Annotated in this window: 15 protein-coding genes; 3 read left to right on the top strand and 12 right to left on the bottom strand. The window is 65.0% G+C overall.

The annotated features are described in order from the left end of the window. Positions 1 to 143 precede the first annotated feature (143 nt). Positions 144 to 986, top strand: coding sequence for a hypothetical protein (locus EBB59_RS01495; RefSeq protein ID WP_122100393.1), 843 nt, complete (start codon positions 144 to 146; stop codon positions 984 to 986). A gap of 199 nt (positions 987 to 1,185) precedes the next feature. Here the strand turns inward: EBB59_RS01495 and EBB59_RS13700 are convergent, their stop codons facing one another. The 3 genes from EBB59_RS13700 to acnD form a co-directional block, all read right to left on the bottom strand. Next, the gene (locus tag EBB59_RS13700) at positions 1,186 to 1,350 is read right to left on the bottom strand and encodes a hypothetical protein (RefSeq protein WP_158601681.1); all 165 of its coding nucleotides are present in this window, start codon (positions 1,348 to 1,350) and stop codon (positions 1,186 to 1,188) included. A gap of 423 nt (positions 1,351 to 1,773) precedes the next feature. Next, positions 1,774 to 2,967 (bottom strand): 2-methylaconitate cis-trans isomerase PrpF, encoded by a 1,194-nt coding sequence (gene prpF, locus EBB59_RS01490; protein ID WP_122100392.1) that lies wholly within the window; start codon positions 2,965 to 2,967, stop codon positions 1,774 to 1,776. 1 nt (position 2,968) lies between these two features. Then, positions 2,969 to 5,584 (bottom strand): Fe/S-dependent 2-methylisocitrate dehydratase AcnD, encoded by a 2,616-nt coding sequence (gene acnD, locus EBB59_RS01485; RefSeq protein ID WP_122100556.1) that lies wholly within the window; start codon positions 5,582 to 5,584, stop codon positions 2,969 to 2,971. Between the two features lie 198 nt (positions 5,585 to 5,782). Here acnD and EBB59_RS01480 point away from each other — a divergent pair, with 198 nt between their 5' ends. Beyond that, complete coding sequence (locus EBB59_RS01480; protein WP_122100391.1) at positions 5,783 to 7,816, top strand: NADPH-dependent 2,4-dienoyl-CoA reductase; 2,034 nt, start codon at positions 5,783 to 5,785, stop codon at positions 7,814 to 7,816. A 155-nt stretch (positions 7,817 to 7,971) separates the two neighbouring features. Here the strand turns inward: EBB59_RS01480 and EBB59_RS01475 are convergent, their stop codons facing one another. From EBB59_RS01475 to EBB59_RS01435, 9 genes are all read right to left on the bottom strand, one after another. After that, complete coding sequence (locus EBB59_RS01475; RefSeq protein WP_122100390.1) at positions 7,972 to 8,409, bottom strand: hypothetical protein; 438 nt, start codon at positions 8,407 to 8,409, stop codon at positions 7,972 to 7,974. Positions 8,410 to 8,483: 74 nt separating this feature from the next. Next, positions 8,484 to 9,659 carry a bifunctional 2-methylcitrate synthase/citrate synthase gene (prpC, locus tag EBB59_RS01470; RefSeq protein ID WP_122100389.1) on the bottom strand — a complete coding sequence of 392 codons (1,176 nt, stop codon included), beginning with the start codon at positions 9,657 to 9,659 and terminating at the stop codon, positions 8,484 to 8,486. Between the two features lie 15 nt (positions 9,660 to 9,674). Next, positions 9,675 to 10,562: a methylisocitrate lyase gene (gene prpB / locus EBB59_RS01465; RefSeq protein ID WP_122100388.1), complete on the bottom strand. Its 888-nt coding sequence runs from the start codon at positions 10,560 to 10,562 to the stop codon at positions 9,675 to 9,677. A 112-nt stretch (positions 10,563 to 10,674) separates the two neighbouring features. After that, positions 10,675 to 11,313 (bottom strand): RluA family pseudouridine synthase, encoded by a 639-nt coding sequence (locus EBB59_RS01460; RefSeq protein ID WP_122100555.1) that lies wholly within the window; start codon positions 11,311 to 11,313, stop codon positions 10,675 to 10,677. An 8-nt stretch (positions 11,314 to 11,321) separates the two neighbouring features. Then, the gene (locus tag EBB59_RS01455; protein WP_122100387.1) at positions 11,322 to 13,814 is read right to left on the bottom strand and encodes a S9 family peptidase; all 2,493 of its coding nucleotides are present in this window, start codon (positions 13,812 to 13,814) and stop codon (positions 11,322 to 11,324) included. A gap of 134 nt (positions 13,815 to 13,948) precedes the next feature. Further along, positions 13,949 to 14,932, bottom strand: a complete 984-nt coding sequence (locus EBB59_RS01450) for a malate dehydrogenase (protein ID WP_122100386.1) — start codon at positions 14,930 to 14,932, stop codon at positions 13,949 to 13,951. A 33-nt stretch (positions 14,933 to 14,965) separates the two neighbouring features. After that, positions 14,966 to 15,355 (bottom strand): glutaredoxin family protein, encoded by a 390-nt coding sequence (locus tag EBB59_RS01445; protein WP_122100385.1) that lies wholly within the window; start codon positions 15,353 to 15,355, stop codon positions 14,966 to 14,968. Between the two features lie 10 nt (positions 15,356 to 15,365). Continuing rightward, positions 15,366 to 16,565 carry a pyridoxal phosphate-dependent aminotransferase gene (locus tag EBB59_RS01440; RefSeq protein ID WP_122100384.1) on the bottom strand — a complete coding sequence of 400 codons (1,200 nt, stop codon included), beginning with the start codon at positions 16,563 to 16,565 and terminating at the stop codon, positions 15,366 to 15,368. Positions 16,566 to 16,672: 107 nt separating this feature from the next. Beyond that, complete coding sequence (locus EBB59_RS01435; RefSeq protein WP_211327672.1) at positions 16,673 to 16,909, bottom strand: DUF6868 family protein; 237 nt, start codon at positions 16,907 to 16,909, stop codon at positions 16,673 to 16,675. Between the two features lie 470 nt (positions 16,910 to 17,379). Here EBB59_RS01435 and EBB59_RS13355 point away from each other — a divergent pair, with 470 nt between their 5' ends. Next, positions 17,380 to 17,913: a hypothetical protein gene (locus tag EBB59_RS13355; RefSeq protein WP_147455473.1), complete on the top strand. Its 534-nt coding sequence runs from the start codon at positions 17,380 to 17,382 to the stop codon at positions 17,911 to 17,913. Positions 17,914 to 18,080 lie beyond the last annotated feature (167 nt).

Below are 18,080 nucleotides of genomic sequence, written 5' to 3'. Positions count from 1 at the left end.
AGCCGCGCGACATTCCGGGCCACGACCGGATTCAATTGGAACGGCTTGCGCAGCAGCTCGTTTCGCAAGGTACTGCCATGAGTAACCGTCTTGAAAGTCAAGCGCCATGAAGCGATTCGTCCCAAGGCTTGTTGGTGCGAACCATGGCGTTGATCACGGCCAGCTACTCACGGCCCTTCGCGGCAACGCAATACGAGCACCCGCGCTCGGTTTCGATCAGCGCCACGCGCGATCAATCGGGCGACGGTAGCATCCACCACGCCGCGACCAGCTACGTGATGGCCCGGCTGGGGCCGTTCTCCGATACCACGGCCTTGTCGATCGCCGGCCAAAACAAGTCCATGCAAAGCACATTTACCGTGGGGTATGGCATGACGGGCGCGGCATTCGTGCGCAACGGTTACGGTCTCATCGGCAGCGGCAGCCTGTTCGATGGCAAGGGGTTGGCGGTGAATAATCGTTCCCGCGACCCGCAAACCGCCATCGTCAATGGCGCGACGGTGCAGGTGCCCGCACGCACTAGCGTGCTGATTCCATTGAGTTCCGGTTACATCCATGGCGTTGGCGTCTCGCCTGGGCCAACGTTGAGTGAGCAAGAGGCAAAATCGGGGCAGTATTTGTACAAGGGCAACATCAAGCCGGTGATCATCGCCGGTGGCTTTTGGGTAATGGCGCGATTCGAGTCACCGGAAGGCCATGCGCTTCCGGTGCAGTTCACCCGCAAACGGCCCGGCGAAAAACTGGAGCGCCTGTACCTGGACTCCCGCCAGCGGGCCATGCTTTTCGAGTTGCGCAAAGACGGTCCCGACATCGAACGCTACGTCACTACCGAAGCTGACCAGGACACACCCGCACAGGAATACCGCTGCGCCGTGACGCAATCGCGAGGACCACGGGACGACCACCGGGTCTCGACTTATCAGGAACTGATCTACACCTGCGTCCAGGTGGTGGACGCGGGGCTGAAGACAGCCAGGCGGCGGTAGCCGTGGGCCGCATACCGGCACTGCCAGTCACAGGCTTCGGGATAAAAGCCTGGATGAGAATGAGGGAAACATGAAACAGGCATGGAAACACCAAAGCCATGAGCACCGGGCCAGTGCGCCTTGGCGATGGCTGCCCAGCGGAGTCCGCAAATGGCTGTGTCTGCTGAGACTCTCCGCCATGACACTATGGCTGCCCAAGTCACGCGGTATGACGCAAGACGTCGATCGCGCGCAATGGCGGGCAGGCCAAGTCGAGTCGCTTATCCGCCGGATGCGTGGAAACCATGGAGGCGACCGGCAGGCAATCGATTGCTACCAGGTCGGCCTTGCGGTGGGTTATTACCGTCTGGAGGGCATCGGTCAACCTTATTCAACGAATCCTGTGACTGCTTCCGCATGGCGGCGGGGCGAGCTCGAAATGTTGCGGTGTATTGGATTGAAGCACGGAAAGGCCATCCGGCACCGCCGTGACCGCCGGTACGCCGCCCAATAACGGAGCGTTTGGCCTGGGACGATGTCGCCGAGGGGGGGCTTGAAATGCGTTACGTCATCAACGGGCGTCCGCATCGATTCGGACTCACGCGACTTCATGCGGCGCTACCCCGCCAATCTGGCGTTTTTACTGATTGAGCCGCCGCCTCCCGGCCGATGCGCCCCCACCCGCAAGGGAGAGAGCCGCATCGCCCGGGAGGCCCGGAAACATGGCCTCAACCCGGACACGCGGAAGGCGGGCCATGCCGCCGCCGCCCCCGAGCTTGGCCGAACAGTTTTGTTTACCGACGCGGCCTCAGCGCTCCAGTGTCTGCGCCGGCACTCGCACCGCGCCTTCCATCAACACGCGCGCGCTGCGGCTCATCACCGCTTTCTTCACCGTCCACTGGCCGTCGATCCGTTCCGCCGCGGCGCCGACGCGCAAGGTGCCGGAAGGATGGCCGAAGCGCACCGCCTCGCGCGCGCCGCCACCCGCGGCCAGGTTCACCAACGTGCCCGGCACAGCGGCGGCGGCGGCGATCGCGACCGAGGCAGTGCCCATCATCGCGTGGTGCAGCTTGCCCATCGACAACGCGCGCACGCGGAGGTCGATTTCGTCGGCACGGACGCGCTTGCCGCTGGAAGCCAGATAATCGGCGGCAGGGGCGACGAAAGCCACTTTCGGCGTGTGCTGGCGCTTGGCGGCCTCCCCGGCTTCCTTGATCAGGCCCATGCGCAGCGCGCCGGCGGTCCGAATCGCCTCGAACATCGCCAGCCGCGCGGCATCGGTGTTGATGTCCTTTTGCAACTCGCCGCCCTCAAGGCCGATGTCGGCGGCGTTGACGAAGACGGTGGGGATGCCGGCGCTGATCATCGTCGTCCTCAGCTTGCCCACGCCCGGCACGTCGAGCTCGTCAACCTCGTTGCCGGTGGGGAACATCGCCCCGCCGGCTTCGCCGTCGTCGGAAGGGTCGATGAACTCCAGCACGATCTCCGCCGCCGGGAAGGTCACGCCATCCAGCTCGAAATCACCGGTTTCCCGCACCTCGCCGTCGGCGATCGGCACGTTGACGATGATGGTCTTGCCGATGTTGGCCTGCCACACCTTGACCGCGAACATGCCGTTCTCCGGCAGGCGCGACTTGTCGATGAAGCCATTGGCGATGGCGAAAGGACCGACCGCCGTCGAGAGGTTGCCGCAGTTGCCGCTCCAGTCCACGAAGGCTTCGCCGATGGCGACCTGGCCATACAGATAATCGACGTCATGGCCGGGCCGCGTGCTCGGCGAGATGATCACGCATTTGCTGGTACTGGAACTCGCGCATCCCATGCCATCGATGTGCTGGGCATAGGGGTCGGGCGAACCGATCACCCGCATCAGCAGCGCATCGCGCACCGGGCCGGGCACGCGCGCGGCTTCCGGCAGATCCTGCGAGCGAAAGAACACGCCCTTGCTGGTGCCGCCGCGCATGTAAGTGGCGGGAATCCGGAGTTGTGGCTTCGTGCTCATCTCAAGCCGCCTCGCTGTTGGATGCCAGGAAATCCTGCGCGAAGCGTTGCAGCACCCCGCCCGCGCCGTAGACCTCGACCTCCTCGGCGGTATCGAGGCGGCAGGTCACCGGCACCTCCACGCGTTCGCCGTCCTTGCGATGGATCACCAGGGTCAAGGTCGCGCCCGGCATGCGCTCGCCGATCACGTCGAACGTCTCGGTGCCGTCGATGGCCAGGGTCTTGCGGTCGGTGCCCGGCTTGAACTCCAATGGCAGCACGCCCATGCCGATCAAATTGGTGCGGTGGATGCGCTCGAAGCCCTCGGCGACGATCGCCTCCACCCCCGCCAGCCGCACGCCCTTGGCGGCCCAGTCGCGCGAACTGCCCTGGCCGTAATCGGCGCCGGCGATGATGACGAGCGGCTGTTTGCGCCGCATGTAGGTTTCGATCGCCTCCCACATCCGCATCACCTCCCCCTCCGGCTCGACGCGCGCCAGCGAACCCTGCTTCACTTCGCCATCGACCACCGCCATTTCGTTGATCAACTTGGGGTTGGCGAAGGTCGCGCGCTGCGCGGTCAGGTGGTCGCCGCGATGCGTCGCGTAGGAATTGAAATCCTCTTCCGGCAGGCCCATCTTCGCCAGGTACTCGCCGGCGGCGCTTGAGGGCAGAATCGCGTTGGAAGGCGAAAGATGATCGGTGGTGATGTTGTCACCCAGCACCGCCAGCGGACGCATGCCGCGCAACGTGCGCTCGCCCGCCAATGCGCCTTCCCAATACGGCGGGCGACGGATATAGGTCGATTGCGGCCGCCAGTCGTACAACGGCGTGGCGCGCCCACCGCCTTCCACCCGCAGTTTGAACATCGGCTCGTAGACCTGGCGGAAGAACTCGGGCTTGACGCTGGCCTTCACCACCGCGTCGATTTCCTCGTCGCTTGGCCAGACGTCCTTCAACCGCACTTCGTTACCTTGCGCGTCGATGCCCAGCACGTCTTTTTCGATGTCGAAACGCACGGTGCCGGCGATGGCGTAGGCGATCACCAGCGGCGGCGAAGCCAGGAACGCCTGCTTGGCGTAGGGGTGGATGCGGCCATCGAAGTTGCGGTTGCCGCTCAGCACCGCGGTGGCGTACAGGTCGCGGTCGATGATCTCCCGCTGGATCGCCGGATCGAGCGCGCCACTCATGCCGTTGCAGGTGGTGCAGGCGAACGCCACGATGCCGAAGCCGAGCTTTTCCAGTTCCGGCAACAGGCCCGCCGCTTCCAGATACAGCTCGACCGCCTTGGAGCCGGGCGCGAGCGAACTCTTGACCCACGGCTTGCGAACGAGTCCGCGCGCGTTGGCGTTACGCGCCAGGAGGCCGGCGGCGATGACGTTGCGCGGGTTCGAGGTATTGGTGCAGGAGGTGATCGCGGCGATGATCACCGCGCCATCGGGCATCAGGCCACGGGCTTCCTCGGCGCGCGCCCGATCGAGATCGACGGCGATGCCGCGCGTGGCCAGCTCGCCGACCGGCAGGCGGCGATGCGGATTGGACGGCCCGGCCATGTTGCGCACCACACTGGAAAGATCGAAGCGCAGCACGCGCTCGTATTCGGCATTCTTCATCGCATCGGCCCACAACCCGGCGGCCTTGGCATAGGTTTCCACCAACCGCACCTGCGCCTCGTCGCGGCCGGTCAGGCGGAGGTAATCGATGGTCTGCCGGTCGATGTAGAACAACGCGGCGGTGGCGCCATATTCCGGCGTCATGTTGGAGATGGTGGCGCGGTCGCCGACGGTCAGGTGCCCGGCGCCCTCGCCGAAGAATTCGAGGTAGGCGCCAACCACTTTTTCCTGGCGCAGAAACTCGGTCAGGGCCAGCACGACGTCGGTGGCGGTGATGCCCGGCGCGGGCTTGCCGGTCAACTCCACGCCGACGATATCCGGCAGGCGCATCCACGAGGCGCGGCCAAGCATCACGTTCTCCGCTTCCAGCCCGCCCACACCAACGGCGATCACGCCCAGCGCATCGACGTGCGGCGTATGCGAGTCGGTGCCCACGCAGGTATCGGGGAAGGCCACACCTTCGTCGACGTACACCACCGGCGACATCTTCTCCAGATTGATCTGGTGCATGATGCCGTTGCCCGGCGGGATCACGTCGACGTTCTTGAACGCCTTCTTCGTCCATTCGATGAAATCGAAACGGTCGGCGTTGCGGCGGTCCTCGATCGCCCGATTCTTGGCGAAGGCGTCCGGGTCGAAGCCGCCGCATTCCACCGCCAGCGAGTGGTCGACGATCAACTGCGTCGGCACCACCGGATTGATCTCGGCCGGGTCGCCGCCGGCCTCGGCGATGGCATCGCGCAGGCCGGCCAGATCGACCAATGCCGTCTGGCCAAGGATGTCGTGGCAGACCACGCGCACCGGGAACCACGGGAAATCCAGCTCGCGCTTTCGCTGGACGAGTTGGCCGAGATAGCTGTCGAGCTTGTCCGGCGCGGCGCGGCGCACCAGGTTCTCGGCATGAATTTTCGCCGTATACGGCAACCTGTCCCAGGCGCCGGCTTGCAGCGCCTCCACCGCCTCGCCGGCATCGAACCATTCAAGTTGCGTCCCCGGAAGGGGTTTGCGATAGGCGTGATTCGACATGACCGGCTCCTGCATGGGGAAATGAAAGGCGGCATGCGTCGATGGGTGGCGCGTTGCTGCCCGGTGAACCCGCGTATTTTGCCAGAGGCATGTGAGCGCTCCGGCTTGGACGATGGTCGAGGACGGCGGGCGAACCCGCTTCGCCAACCGCTGGCAAGGATGCTCGCCTCGTGCCATACGCAACTGTATGCTTTCCCGATGGATACGACCGCCACGCGCTACCCGCACCTGTTCACCCCGCTCGATCTCGGTTTCACCACGCTGAGAAATCGCGTATTGATGGGCTCGATGCACACCGGGCTGGAAGACCGCGCCCGGGATTTCCCCAAGCTGGCCCGCTATTTCGCCGAGCGCGCGGCGGGCGGTGTCGGCCTGATCGTGACTGGTGGCTTCTCGCCCAATCTCTCCGGCTGGGTCAAGCCGTTCTCCGGCACGCTGCAATGGCCGTGGCAACGCGGCCGCCACCGCGAAGTCACCCGCGCCGTGCATGGGCACGGCGGCAAGATCTGCCTGCAACTGCTGCATGCCGGGCGCTACGGCTTCCACCCACTGATCGTCGGCGCCAGCGACAAACCATCGCCGATCACCCCGTTCAAGCCGCGCGCGCTCTCGGCACGCGCCGTCGAACGCCAGATCGACGCCTTCGCCCACAGCGCGAAGCTGGCGCGCGACGCCGGCTACGACGGCGTCGAGATCATGGGCAGCGAAGGCTATCTGCTGAACCAGTTCACCGCGCCGCGCACCAACGACCGCGCCGACGCCTGGGGCGGCGATGCGGAAAAACGCATGCGCTTCGCGGTGGAAATCGTGCGCCGCGTGCGCGAAGCCTGCGGGCCGGACTTCATCCTGGTCTATCGGCTGTCGATGCTCGACCTGGTCGAAGGCGGCAACGATTGGCCCGCCATCCTCGCCCAGGCACAAGCGGTGGAAGCCGCCGGCGCGACCCTCATCAACACCGGCATCGGCTGGCACGAGGCGCGCATCCCGACCATCGCCACCTCGGTGCCGCGCGCGGCCTTCACCGGCGTCACCGCCAAGCTGCGCCCGCACGTCGGCCTGCCACTGGTCGCCACCAACCGCATCAACATGCCGGACGTGGCCGAGGCCGTGCTGGCGCGCGGCGATGCCGACATGGTCTCGATGGCGCGGCCGTTGCTGGCCGACCCAGAGTGGGTCAACAAGGCGCATGCCGGACGCGCTGGGCACATCAATACCTGCATCGCCTGCAATCAGGCTTGCCTCGATCACGTATTCCAGAACAAGCCCGCCACCTGTCTGGTCAATCCACGCGCCTGCCGCGAGGACGAGTTCGTCGCCACGCCCGCCACCGCGCCGAAGCGCATCGCCGTGGTTGGCGCCGGCCCGGCCGGACTCGCCTGCGCCAGTACGGCCGCCGAACGCGGCCATCGCGTCACCCTGTTCGATGCGGCCGGCGAAATCGGCGGTCAATTCAACCTGGCGAAGCGGATCCCCGGCAAAGAGGAATTCCACGAAACCCTGCGCTATTTCGGCCACCGTATCGCCGATGCCGGCGTCGAACTGCGGCTGGACACGCGCGCGGACGCCGCGATGCTCAAGGCGTTCGACGCGGTGGTCGTCGCCACCGGCATCTCCCCACGCCAGGTCGACATCCCCGGCGCCGGCCACCCCAAGGTGGTGAGCTATCTGGACGTGTTGCAAGGCCGGGTCAAGGTCGGCGGCCGAGCGGCGTTGATTGGCGCGGGCGGCATCGGCTTTGACGTGGCGGAGTTCCTGGCCCAGGACGATGCGCCCGCTCCCAGCCTCGATCCCGCGCTGTGGATGCGGGAATGGGGCGTCGATCCCGGCTTCGAAAGCGCCGGCTCGCTATGCAAGCCGCAACCCGACGCCGCCGCCCGCAAGCTGTGGCTGCTGCAACGAAGCCCCGGCAAACCGGGCAAGCGGCTGGGCAAGACCACCGGCTGGATTCATCGCGCCACGCTCAAGGCGAAAGGCGTGACCATGCTGGGCGGCGTGGAATACCTCGGCGTGGACGACGCCGGCCTGCGCATCGCGGTGGATGGCAAGCGACAGACGCTGCCGGTCGATCACGTCGTCGTCTGCGCCGGACAGGAGCCGCGCCGCGAACTGGCCGACGAACTGCGCGCGCTAGGCATCGAACCGCACGTCATCGGCGGCGCCGACGTGGCGGCGGAACTCGACGCCAAGCGGGCGATCGAGCAAGGCACGCGGCTGGCGCTGTCGATCGGCTGAGCGCCGCAATGTCTTCGACCACGGCGGCGACCATCGCCCGCTGAGCGCCGACGATCCGGCCGGCGGGAAGCGACCCTCGGCATTCCGCGCCACTCGTCGCCGCGCCTGGGCGGCCGAGGCGACGGCATCGGGCCCGGATCGGCCCGGACACGCTGTCAACGCATGCCGAGCAATTTCAGCACGTTGTAGACCGCCATTAACAGGACCGCGACCAGGCAGGAATAAACCACCGCAACCGCAACGAAAAATTCAAGGAACGAGATTCGCCTATAGCGCCAACCGGCAATCAGCAAGAGCAAGAAACGCCTGCGAAATGCGGGCTCCATACGCTTGATCCGGCGCGTCGTCTTGCGCGCCCGGCTGCTACCGCTGAAGGCATTGTCCAGAAACTTCCCGACATTTGCGTGTGCCGCCAGGAGCGCTATCGAAAGCAGCCCCAACACCAGAAGCGCGCGCCCCGCGTTCGCCATGGCGAGAACCGGCGGCTTTATCTGGGACAAAACGACAATGGCCGCCGAGAACAAAAGCGCCTGCGGGGTGAGGTTCCTCAGGAACTCCAGGAAAGCATCCCGCCCAGGCCCGAGGATATGCACATGCGCCCCGGCGTATTTTCAACAATCGGCGGGAGCGATGGGCAAACACATTCCCGCCGCTCCTGCCGTCCGTCTCAACCGCGCTTGCCAATCGGCACGAACTTGCAATCCTCCGGCCCGGTGTAATGGGCGCCGGGGCGGATGATCTTGCCGTCCTGGCGCTGCTCGATCACATGCGCCGACCAGCCGGTGGTGCGGGCGATGACGAACAGCGGGGTGAACATCGGCGTCGGCACACCCATCATGTGATAGCTGGAAGCGCTGTACCAATCGAGGTTCGGGAACATCTTCTTGGTGTCCATCATCAGCATCTCGATACGCTCGCTGACGTCGAACAGCGCCTGGTTGCCGCCATCCTTGCACAGCTTCTGGCTGAGCTTCTTGATGATCGGGTTGCGCGGATCGCCGATGGTGTAGACCGGATGGCCGAAGCCGATGATGATCTCCTTCTTCTCCATCCGCGCGCGGATGTCGGCCTCGGCGGCCTCGGCGCTCGCATAGCGGCTGATGATGTCCATCGCCACCTCGTTGGCGCCGCCGTGTTTCGGCCCGCGCAAGGCGCCAATCGCGCCGGTGATGCAGGAATACATATCGCTGCCGGTACCGGCGATGACCCGCGCGGTGAAGGTGGAGGCGTTGAATTCGTGTTCGGCGTAGAGGATCAGCGATTTGTCCAGCGCATCGGCATGCAGATCGCTGGGCGGCTCGCCATGCAGGAGATGCAGGAAGTGCGCGGCGACCGAATCGTCATCGGTCTCGCAATCGATGCGGCGGCCGTTGCGGGTGAAGTGCCACCAATACAGCAGCATCGAGCCGAAGCTTGCGATGAGGCGGTCGGCGATATCGCGCGCCTCGGATTCCGGGTGCCCCTCGCGCTCGGGCAACACCGTGCCCAGCACCGAGCAGCCGGTGCGCATCACGTCCATCGGATGGGCATTGGCCGGGATCATTTCCAGCGCTTCCTGCACGATGGCGGGCAGGCCGCGCAGGCGCTTCAACTTGGCCTTGTAGGCTTTCAGCTGCGAGGCGGTCGGCAGCGCGCCATGCAGCAGCAGATGGGCGACCTCCTCGAACGTCGCCTTGGTGGCCAGGTCTTTGATGTCGTAGCCGCGGTAGGCCAGGTCGTTGCCGGTGCGGCCCACCGTGCACAACGCGGTGTTGCCGGCGGCGGTACCGGACAGGGCGACGGACTTCTTCACCTTGGGCGAGGCGGGTACGGTGGCTGCGGGCGTGGCTTTGCTCTTGCTCATGCGCGGGGCTCCTGCTCAGGATTTTGGTTTGGAGAACAACTGGTCGAGCTTGTCCTCGTAGGCGTGATAGCCGAGGAAATCGTACAACTCGGCGCGGGTCTGCAACTGCTCGACGGTGTTCTTCTGGGTGCCTTCGCGCCGCACCGTCTCGTAGAAGCCCAGCGCGGCCTTGTTCATCGCGCGGTAGGCGCCGCAGCAGTAGAGGGCGATGTCCACGCCGGCCTCGCGCAACTCGTCCACGGTGAAGAACGGGGTGGAACCGAATTCGGTCAGGTTGGCGAGAATCGGCACCCCGACCGCCGCCTTGAACTTGCGGTAATCCGCCAGCGTCTTCATCGCTTCGGGGAAGATCATGTCGGCGCCGGCCTCGACATAGGCCACCGCGCGTTCGATGGCCGAATCGATCCCCTCGACCGCCGCGGCATCGGTGCGCGCCATGATGACGAAGCCGGCATCGGTCTTCGCATCGACGGCGGCCTTGACCCGATCGACCATCTCCGCCTTCGACACCACTTCCTTGCCCGGGCGGTGGCCACAACGCTTCTGCCCGACCTGATCCTCCATGTGTACGGCGGCCACGCCGATGCGCTCGAAATTGCGGACGGTGCGGGCGATGTTGAACGCGCCGCCCCAGCCGGTATCGATATCGACCAAGAGCGGCATGCCGGTGGCATCGACGATGCGGCGCGCATCGGTCAGCACGTCCTCCATCGTCGAGATGCCGAGGTCGGGCATGCCCAGCGAATTGGCGGCGACGCCGCCGCCGGAAAGGTACAGCGCGCGGTAGCCGACACGTTTGGCCATCAGGCCGGCGTAGGCGGTGATCGCCCCCATCACCTGCAATGGCGATTCTTCGGCGAGCGCGGCGCGGAAACGTGCGCCGGCGGAGTCTTTGGCGGTCATGCGTGCTCCAACGGTGGTGAAAGGATCATTCTAGGCGATGCGACGTGCCCGGCCCGCCGGGGCCCCATGTGGGCCGGGCTTGCACGTCCCCGCCCGGCAAGCACCCGGCCGGTCAAAACGGCGCCGACGAGGCCATCGCCATCGGCTCACCGCTGGCGGGATGGGTGAAGATCAGCCCCAGGGCGTGCAGACAGACGCGGGCGGCCGGCGCCGCGCCATAGAACACGTCGCCGACGATGACATGACCGATGCTCGCCATGTGCACGCGCAACTGATGGCTGCGGCCCGTGACCGGCTCCAGTTCGATGCGGGTCCGGCACGCGGCTTCGTCGCGCGCCAGTACCCGCCAACGCGTCAATGCGGGCTTGCCGGCATCGGCATCCACCTTCTGCCGGGGCCGGTTGGCCCAGTCGCAGATCAGCGGCAAGCTGATCTCGCCGGCATCGGCCTGAATCAGGCCCTCGACCAGCGCTTCGTAGCGTTTCAATATCTGCCGCCGTTCGAACTGCATCGACAGCGCTTGCTGCATCGCCGCGCCACGCCCGAACAACACCAGTCCGCTGGTCACCTGGTCGAGCCGATGCACGGTCATCGCATCGGGAAACTCGTATTGCAGGCGTGTGATCAGGCAGTCTCGATTTGCTGGTAGACGACCCGGCACACTGAGCAAGCCGGCCGGCTTCTCCGCCGCCAGCAGATGGGCATCGACATGATGAAGGGCGATACTCGGGCGGCTTCCCTCTTCCGTCATCCGCATACTCAAGGCTTGCCGTCCCCGCCAGCCACGGCCTTGGCCGGCGCGTTCTTCACGTAGCGGTCGAACCAGTTCAACATCTCGTAAACCACCTGCTCGTTCGATTCCATCGCGGTATACCAGTGCGGCTCGTGCGGCAGCATTACCAGCCGCGTGGTGCCGCCGAGTCCGCGAATCGCCTGGAACAACTTGGGCGACTGCACCGGCTCGGTGCCAGGGTTGGCGTCGTCCGCGCCGTGCACGATCAACAACGGCACCTTGATCTTGTCGGCATGCTGATAGGCGGAGACTTCGTCGTACACCTTCGGCGCCCGCCACAGCGAGCGGCGTTCGTTCTGGAAGCCGAACGGCGTCAGCGTCTTGTTGTAGCCGCCGCTGGTGGCGACACCGGCGCGGAACAGGCCGGTATGCGCCAGCAGATTGGCGCTCATCAGCGCGCCATGGCTATGGCCGGTGACGCCGATGCGGTCGCGGTCGACCACGCCTAGCGCCACCGCCTTGTCGATGGCGGCCTCGGCGTTCGCCACCAGTTGCTCGGTATAGGTGTCATAGGCGGTGCGCGGGTCGCCGACGATCGGGAACGCGGCGTTGTCGATGATGGCGTAACCGGCCAGCAGCAACAGACGATGGCCGCGCAACACGTCGAAACGCTGTTCGGAACCGCTGATCTGCCCGGCCTGCGAGGGGTCGGCGAAATCCTGCGGATAAGCGTAGAGAATGGCCGGCAGCTTCGTGCCTTCCTTGTAACCCGGCGGCGTGTAGAGGGTGAACGAGAGCGCCACGCCATCCTTGCGCCGATAAGTGACCAGCCGCTTGCCGATGCCGCGCACCTGCGGGGTCGGATCGGGGATGCGGGTGATCGGCTCGGCCTTCGAGGCGAATGCCGGCTCGCCCTTGGCGGCCGCGCCGACGGCCGCGCCCAGCGTGCGGAGGAACAGATTGGGCGGCTCCGCCGGCGATTGCCGCACGGTGATGAAGCGCCGGCCGCCGGGCAGGACGGTGACTGGCTGCTCCAGCCCGTCGTCGCCGCTGCGGAACAGGCGTTCGGTCTTGCCGGTGGCCAGCGAATAACCATCGAGGAACGGACGGTCGCCCCGCGCGGTGCCGCCAGGGCCGGCCAGATAGACCCGGTCGCCTTCCTGCAACACCACCGCGCTGCCGTCGGGCCGTGTGCGCATCAACAGCGAGCCGGGATTGTCGTAGCGCTCGTTCTGCGAGTAATCCCAGACCACCCGCGCCGGCTTGGCGGGATTGGCCATGTCGATGCGGCTGACCCGTATCCACTGGCGGTTGGCATCGTATTCGTAGACGAACGGTTCGCTGCCTTCGGCCAGCCAGCGCGCGCCGCTGTAACGCTGGACGATGCGCGCCACCTCCCGCGGCCGGCCGTCGAACGGCGCGGCCCAACGCATCAGCCTGTCGCGATGCGGCACCTCCACCTTCCAATCGCCGTTGTCGAGCGCTTCCGGCCAGACCAGGGTGGCCGGCACGTTGGCCTGCCATGCGAAACCGCGCGGGCCGACCGGCACCCCGCGCACCGGCACGCGATCGGCGATGGGCAGCGAGGCCACCCGCGCCGACTTGCCGGTCTCGACATCGACCACATCGACATCGCGCGCGAAGCGCTGCCAAGTGGTCACGTAGGAATACGGCCGCTTCAGCGTTTCCACCCGTACGTGGCGGCCATCCGGCGCCGCTTCGACATCGGCCAGCGCACCCGGCTCACCCACCGTGCGCACCCCGCCGCTGGCGGCATCGACCACGGCCAGCTGCGCCGTGGCGTAATACTCGAACAGAGCCTCGTCCTCGGGGCTGCCCAAAGTATCGCGGGCCTCGTAGGTGCTGCTCTCGCCCTTGCCGGCAATGGCCTCGCGGATCTCGGGGCCGATCGCCCGCCTCGGCGCCGGGCCAAGGTTGGCCGGCAACTGCTTCACCAGCAGGCTGTCGCTGCCGCGCAGCCATTGCACTGCGCTTTCCAGAATCGGGTTCAGACGCAAGCCCTCGATGCGACGCGTCCTGCCGCTCGTCGCATCGCCCAGCCACAATTCGGTATGAGTGGCGGTGGTATTGGTGAAAGCGAAACGTTTGCCATCCGGCGACCACGTCGGCATGCCGATACAGGCGTTGACCGGCAGCGCCACCGGCGTCTGTTGGTGGCTGGCGATGTCCTCGATGCTCACGCCCCGCAAGCAGGTGCGGATGCCGTAGCCGTTGGCGGCATCGTGGCGGCTATGGTTGCGCGGTTCGATGCGCACGCCGGCCAGCTTGAGGTAAGGCTCGGCCACGCGCTCGATCGACGGGTATTGCGATTGCTGGATCAACAGCATGCGCTGGCGGGTCGGGTCGAGCAGCGGCACCGAGGGCAGCGGCGCGCGCAGCACGCCGAGCAAGGGTTCCGGCGGCTTGTCGTAGCCGGCGAGCGCGAGTGGTGCAAGCACGAAGGCGCAGGAAAGCGTGACGAGCGCCGTGCGGACGGCGTGCGATCTGGGTATGAACATGGCTTGTCCTCCTGATCACGCCACGCTACACCAGTGCATCGGCGCGAGGCCGTGTCGAAAGTCATGGCGGACGGCCAAGAAAAAACGGGGCGGCCTTCGCCACCCCGTTTTCGTCAACATCCCGCCATCGCGGATCAGAGCAGATGGGCGACGCCCGAACGCTCCTCTTCCAGCTCGGCCAGGGTCTTGTCCATCGCCGCGCGGCTGAAATCGTCGATCGGCAAGTCCTTGATGACCGTGTATTCGCCGTTCTCGCAGATCACCGGCACGCCGTAGATCACGCCTTCCGGAATGCCGTAGGAGCCATCGGAAGGCACGCCCATCGTCACCCACTCGCCGCCCGTGCCCAGCGCCCAGTCGTGCATGTGGTCGATGGCGGCATTGGCGGCCGAGGCGGCCGAGGACAGGCCGCGCGCCTCGATGATCGCCGCGCCGCGTTTGCCCACGGTGGGAATGAAGGTGTCGGCGTTCCATTCGGCATCGCCGATCCTGTCCTTCAACGATTCGCCGTTGACGGTGGCGAAGCGGTAATCCGGATACATCGTCGGACTATGATTGCCCCAGACCACCAGCTTCTCGATGTCGGCCACGGCCACGGCCGCCTTGTTGGCGAGCTGCGACAGGGCGCGATTGTGGTCGAGACGCAGCATAGAGGTGAAATTCTTCGCCGGCAGCTCCGGTGCCGACTTCATGGCGATATAGGCATTGGTATTGGCCGGATTGCCCACCACCAGCACCTTCACGTCGCGGCTCGCCACCTTGTTCAGCGCCTTGCCCTGCACGGTGAATATCTCGGCGTTCTTCAGCAGCAGATCCTTGCGCTCCATGCCCGGGCCGCGCGGCATCGCGCCAACCAGCAGGGCGTAATCGGCATCCTTGAAGGCGACTTCCGGATCGTCGGTGCCGACCATGCCGGCCAGGAGCGGGAACGCGCAGTCCTCCAGTTCCATCATCACGCCCTTCAGCGCGGCCTGGGCCTTCTCCATCGGCAACTCCAGCATTTGCAGGATGACAGGTTGGTCCTTGCCGAGCATCTCGCCGGAAGCGATACGGAACAACAGGGCGTAACCGATCTGGCCGGCGGCGCCGGTCACGGCAACACGGACGGGTTTTTTCATGGAGGCAATCCTCGGGGTCTGGGGGAGAAAAGCTCAGTACACGCGGTAGCCGAGCGGTGAAAGATAGGTCTGCAAACGCGCGGTATCGTAGCCGTGCACCACGTTCTGGCCGATCACCGTGACCGGCACGCCACGCGCGCGCAGCGCCTGCATGGCACGATCGCCTTCCAGCGTATCCACGTCGAGCCCGGTATAGCGCAACCCGGCACGCTTGAAATCGGCCCGCAGCTTGCGGCAATAGCCACACCATTCGGCATAGAGCAATACGATGCCCCGCTCCCCGCTGATGCGGCGCGGGTCGTCCGAGTGCAAGCTGCCGCTGTCCTGGCGCGTATCGCCATCACCCAGGCCGCCGCTTCTGCCCGAAAAATGGAACAGCGCGCCGACCAGTGCGAACAGCAGCAGGAACCCAAGTACGCGCATCGCCGCCGGCTCAGGCCATTTCCGCGAAGAATTCCTTGATGCGCTCCAGGCCCGGCGCCAATTGCGGCGTCGGGCAGGTATAGCTGATGCGCAAGGCACGCGGCTCGCCGAAAGCGGAACCGGGCACGCAAGCCACGCTCTTGGCTTCCAGCAGCGCATTGCACAGTTCGATGTCGTTGCCGATCACCCGGCCGCCATGCGATTTGCCGAAATAGGCGCTGACGTCCGGAAACACGTAGAACGCCCCCTCTGGCTTGGGGCAGACGATGCCGGGAATGGCCGCCATCGCCGCCATCACCTGGTCGCGCTTGGACTGGAACTCGCGGCACTTCTCTTCCGGCACGTCCTGCGGGCCGGCCAACGCGGCAACGGCGGCCGCGGTGACGATCTCGGGGATGTTGGTGATGTGGTTGGAATTCATCGTAGTCACCGCCTTGGCCACGACTTCCGGCCCGGCCATGAAGCCGACACGCCAACCCGGCATGCCGTAGGTCTTGGACAGCGAATCGACGAAGATCAGCCGATCCTTCAGTTCAGGACGGACGTGGATGAAATTGTGGTAGCCCACGCCGTCGAACACCATCGTGTTGTAGATATCGTCGGTGACGATCCAGGTATCCGGATACTTGACGATGACCTCCGCCAGCGCGGCGATCTCGTCCTTCGTATAGACCATGCCGGTCGGGTTGGAGGGATTGTTGAACAGGAACACCCGTGGCTTCTTCGCCAGCGCGGCATCGAGCTGTTCCGGGGTCAGCTTGTAATGCTGCTCCGGGCCGCAAGGCAGCAGATCGACCTTGGCGTTGACGATTTCGGCGATGTCCAGGTAGCTGGTCCAGTACGGGGTCGGGAAGGCGATCGTGTCGCCCTCGTCCAGCAATGCTTCCGCCAAGTTGTAGAGGATGTGCTTGGCGCCGATGCCGGTGGCGCAATTGGCGCGGCCATACCCGGTCAAGCCAAGTTTCTCGATATGCGCGAGGAAGGCGTCCAGCAGCGCATCACTGCCACGGTTGCTGCCGTACTGGCCACTGTCCTTCGCCAGCGACTCGCGCGCGGCCTCGTACACGTGCGGGCCAGGCAGGAAATTCGGCACGCCGATGGAGAAGCTAATGATGTCGCGGCCTTCGGCCTTGAGCTGCTTGGCCTTTTCGGCGACCGCCATGATGGCGCTGGGTTTGGCGCGACCGATGCGCGTGGCAAGTTGGGGCATGTCGGGATCTCGTACGTGGGATCGAAGGAAGCACCGGACGAAGCGACCATTGAGCCGCATCGCAGCCCCGCGACTTTACCACGCGCGCACACCGCGACCAGCTACAACTAACGAAGTGCGAACCACGGCACGAAGAAGAACAACAGCACCCCAATCTTGTACGCCGCCAGGCCGCCGTAATGCAGCGCGTCGAAGGCTTCCCGGCCCAGCCTGAACCAGCGCGCGTGCAAGCGGTACAGCCCATCGCCGACAAAAACGAAGACACCGAACCACACCAACAATACGGCGTAATGGCCCAACACGCACAACCCAAGGAAACGACGCAGGATTTCAAGTTCGCTCACGTCCTCACCGCCCATGCCCGATCGGAGCGTGCAACATCGTGGATTCCGTTCGGATGATCCAGTCATCCAGCCGGGCTGGCCGCCGCAAGGATATTTCTGTCTGCTGAAGAGTCCCCCTTCCTGCCTGCCATTACGACTGCCAAACGGGCATCGTCTCGTTACCTTCCACCGCGTTCCAGCCCAGCCAAGCCCCCACGCACAGCACCGGCCTCAATTGCCGTGATCCCACCGAGGTGACATCAGCCCCTTAGATCATGTTAGCTTGCAAGTCAAGGAGGGGAATGACGATGACGCGCTCAGCACTCTTGCTGCTATCGGCCGCCGCGCTTGCCGCCTGCGCCGGGCCGACCCGCGCCGTACAAACCGGCGCTTCACCGCCACAGAGCCGCCTGCCCGACACAAGGCCGCCAGCCGGCCCGCCCGGCAACCATGCCGCCCCCCCGCCCGCAAAGCCCCAGGAGAATCCCGCGATGAACACTCAGGAAGCCCAGCCCCCCCCCAACCCGACACTGAGCGCGGAAGAGGTGGGGCGACGTTTCCTGAAGTTCATCGAAGGCGTGGAATCCCGGGATGACATCACCCTTGAGCGGGTTCAGGAGGTGATGGGGTTGACACTCGACAGGTCAGGCCCGAACGGCCCCTTTTTCCATCAGCCATTAGGTAATGGCTGGTCATTTAACCTTCAGTTTATTACCAAAAAATCAAAGACACGATGGGGCGTTGAACTGGATTTCAGTAAAGAAGGGCGGGAGGGAACAGACACGCCTCCAACCTGCCCCATGGATTTCAAGGGATACCACGAATCACTGACATCCATGGGATATCAAGAGCGCCCTCACCATGACCAGATAAATGGAGATATTGGCCGTTTACTTAACGTAATCTATCAAAGAAATGGGCTGACAATAGGAATAACTCCAGAATTAAAGCAATTCCCCAATGGGGGGATATACCCATCATGCATCAAAAGAATAGCGCTACAAGTCACAGAAAGCGGGGTTTAAGATGACCAATTCGAAAGGCCAATATATCAATGCGAAACTTGAAGCCATCCTCGTCCAATTCGGCCAACAACCTGGCATATCTCCCGACCAGGAAGCCCAGCTACGCGCAGCCATCCTATCCGATACCGAACTGCTCGGAAAACTGAACCTGGCCACACAGAACAGTC

The organism is Solilutibacter pythonis (assembly GCF_003697345.1).
In the GTDB taxonomy this organism is placed as follows: domain Bacteria; phylum Pseudomonadota; class Gammaproteobacteria; order Xanthomonadales; family Xanthomonadaceae; genus Solilutibacter; species Solilutibacter pythonis.
Note: the sequence above shows the minus strand (reverse complement) of the source record. Positions and strands in the feature narration are given on the sequence as shown.

Coding starts and splice junctions, on each gene's coding strand:
- EBB59_RS01495 (WP_122100393.1), top strand. CDS start 144: ATGGCGTTGATCACGGCCAGCTACTCACGGCCCTTCGCGGCAACGCAA.
- prpF (WP_122100392.1), bottom strand. CDS start 2,967: ATGAGCACGAAGCCACAACTCCGGATTCCCGCCACTTACATGCGCGGC.
- acnD (WP_122100556.1), bottom strand. CDS start 5,584: ATGTCGAATCACGCCTATCGCAAACCCCTTCCGGGGACGCAACTTGAA.
- EBB59_RS01480 (WP_122100391.1), top strand. CDS start 5,783: ATGGATACGACCGCCACGCGCTACCCGCACCTGTTCACCCCGCTCGAT.
- prpC (WP_122100389.1), bottom strand. CDS start 9,659: ATGAGCAAGAGCAAAGCCACGCCCGCAGCCACCGTACCCGCCTCGCCC.
- prpB (WP_122100388.1), bottom strand. CDS start 10,562: ATGACCGCCAAAGACTCCGCCGGCGCACGTTTCCGCGCCGCGCTCGCC.
- EBB59_RS01460 (WP_122100555.1), bottom strand. CDS start 11,313: ATGACGGAAGAGGGAAGCCGCCCGAGTATCGCCCTTCATCATGTCGAT.
- EBB59_RS01455 (WP_122100387.1), bottom strand. CDS start 13,814: ATGTTCATACCCAGATCGCACGCCGTCCGCACGGCGCTCGTCACGCTT.
- EBB59_RS01450 (WP_122100386.1), bottom strand. CDS start 14,932: ATGAAAAAACCCGTCCGTGTTGCCGTGACCGGCGCCGCCGGCCAGATC.
- EBB59_RS01445 (WP_122100385.1), bottom strand. CDS start 15,355: ATGCGCGTACTTGGGTTCCTGCTGCTGTTCGCACTGGTCGGCGCGCTG.
- EBB59_RS01440 (WP_122100384.1), bottom strand. CDS start 16,565: ATGCCCCAACTTGCCACGCGCATCGGTCGCGCCAAACCCAGCGCCATC.
- EBB59_RS13355 (WP_147455473.1), top strand. CDS start 17,380: ATGAACACTCAGGAAGCCCAGCCCCCCCCCAACCCGACACTGAGCGCG.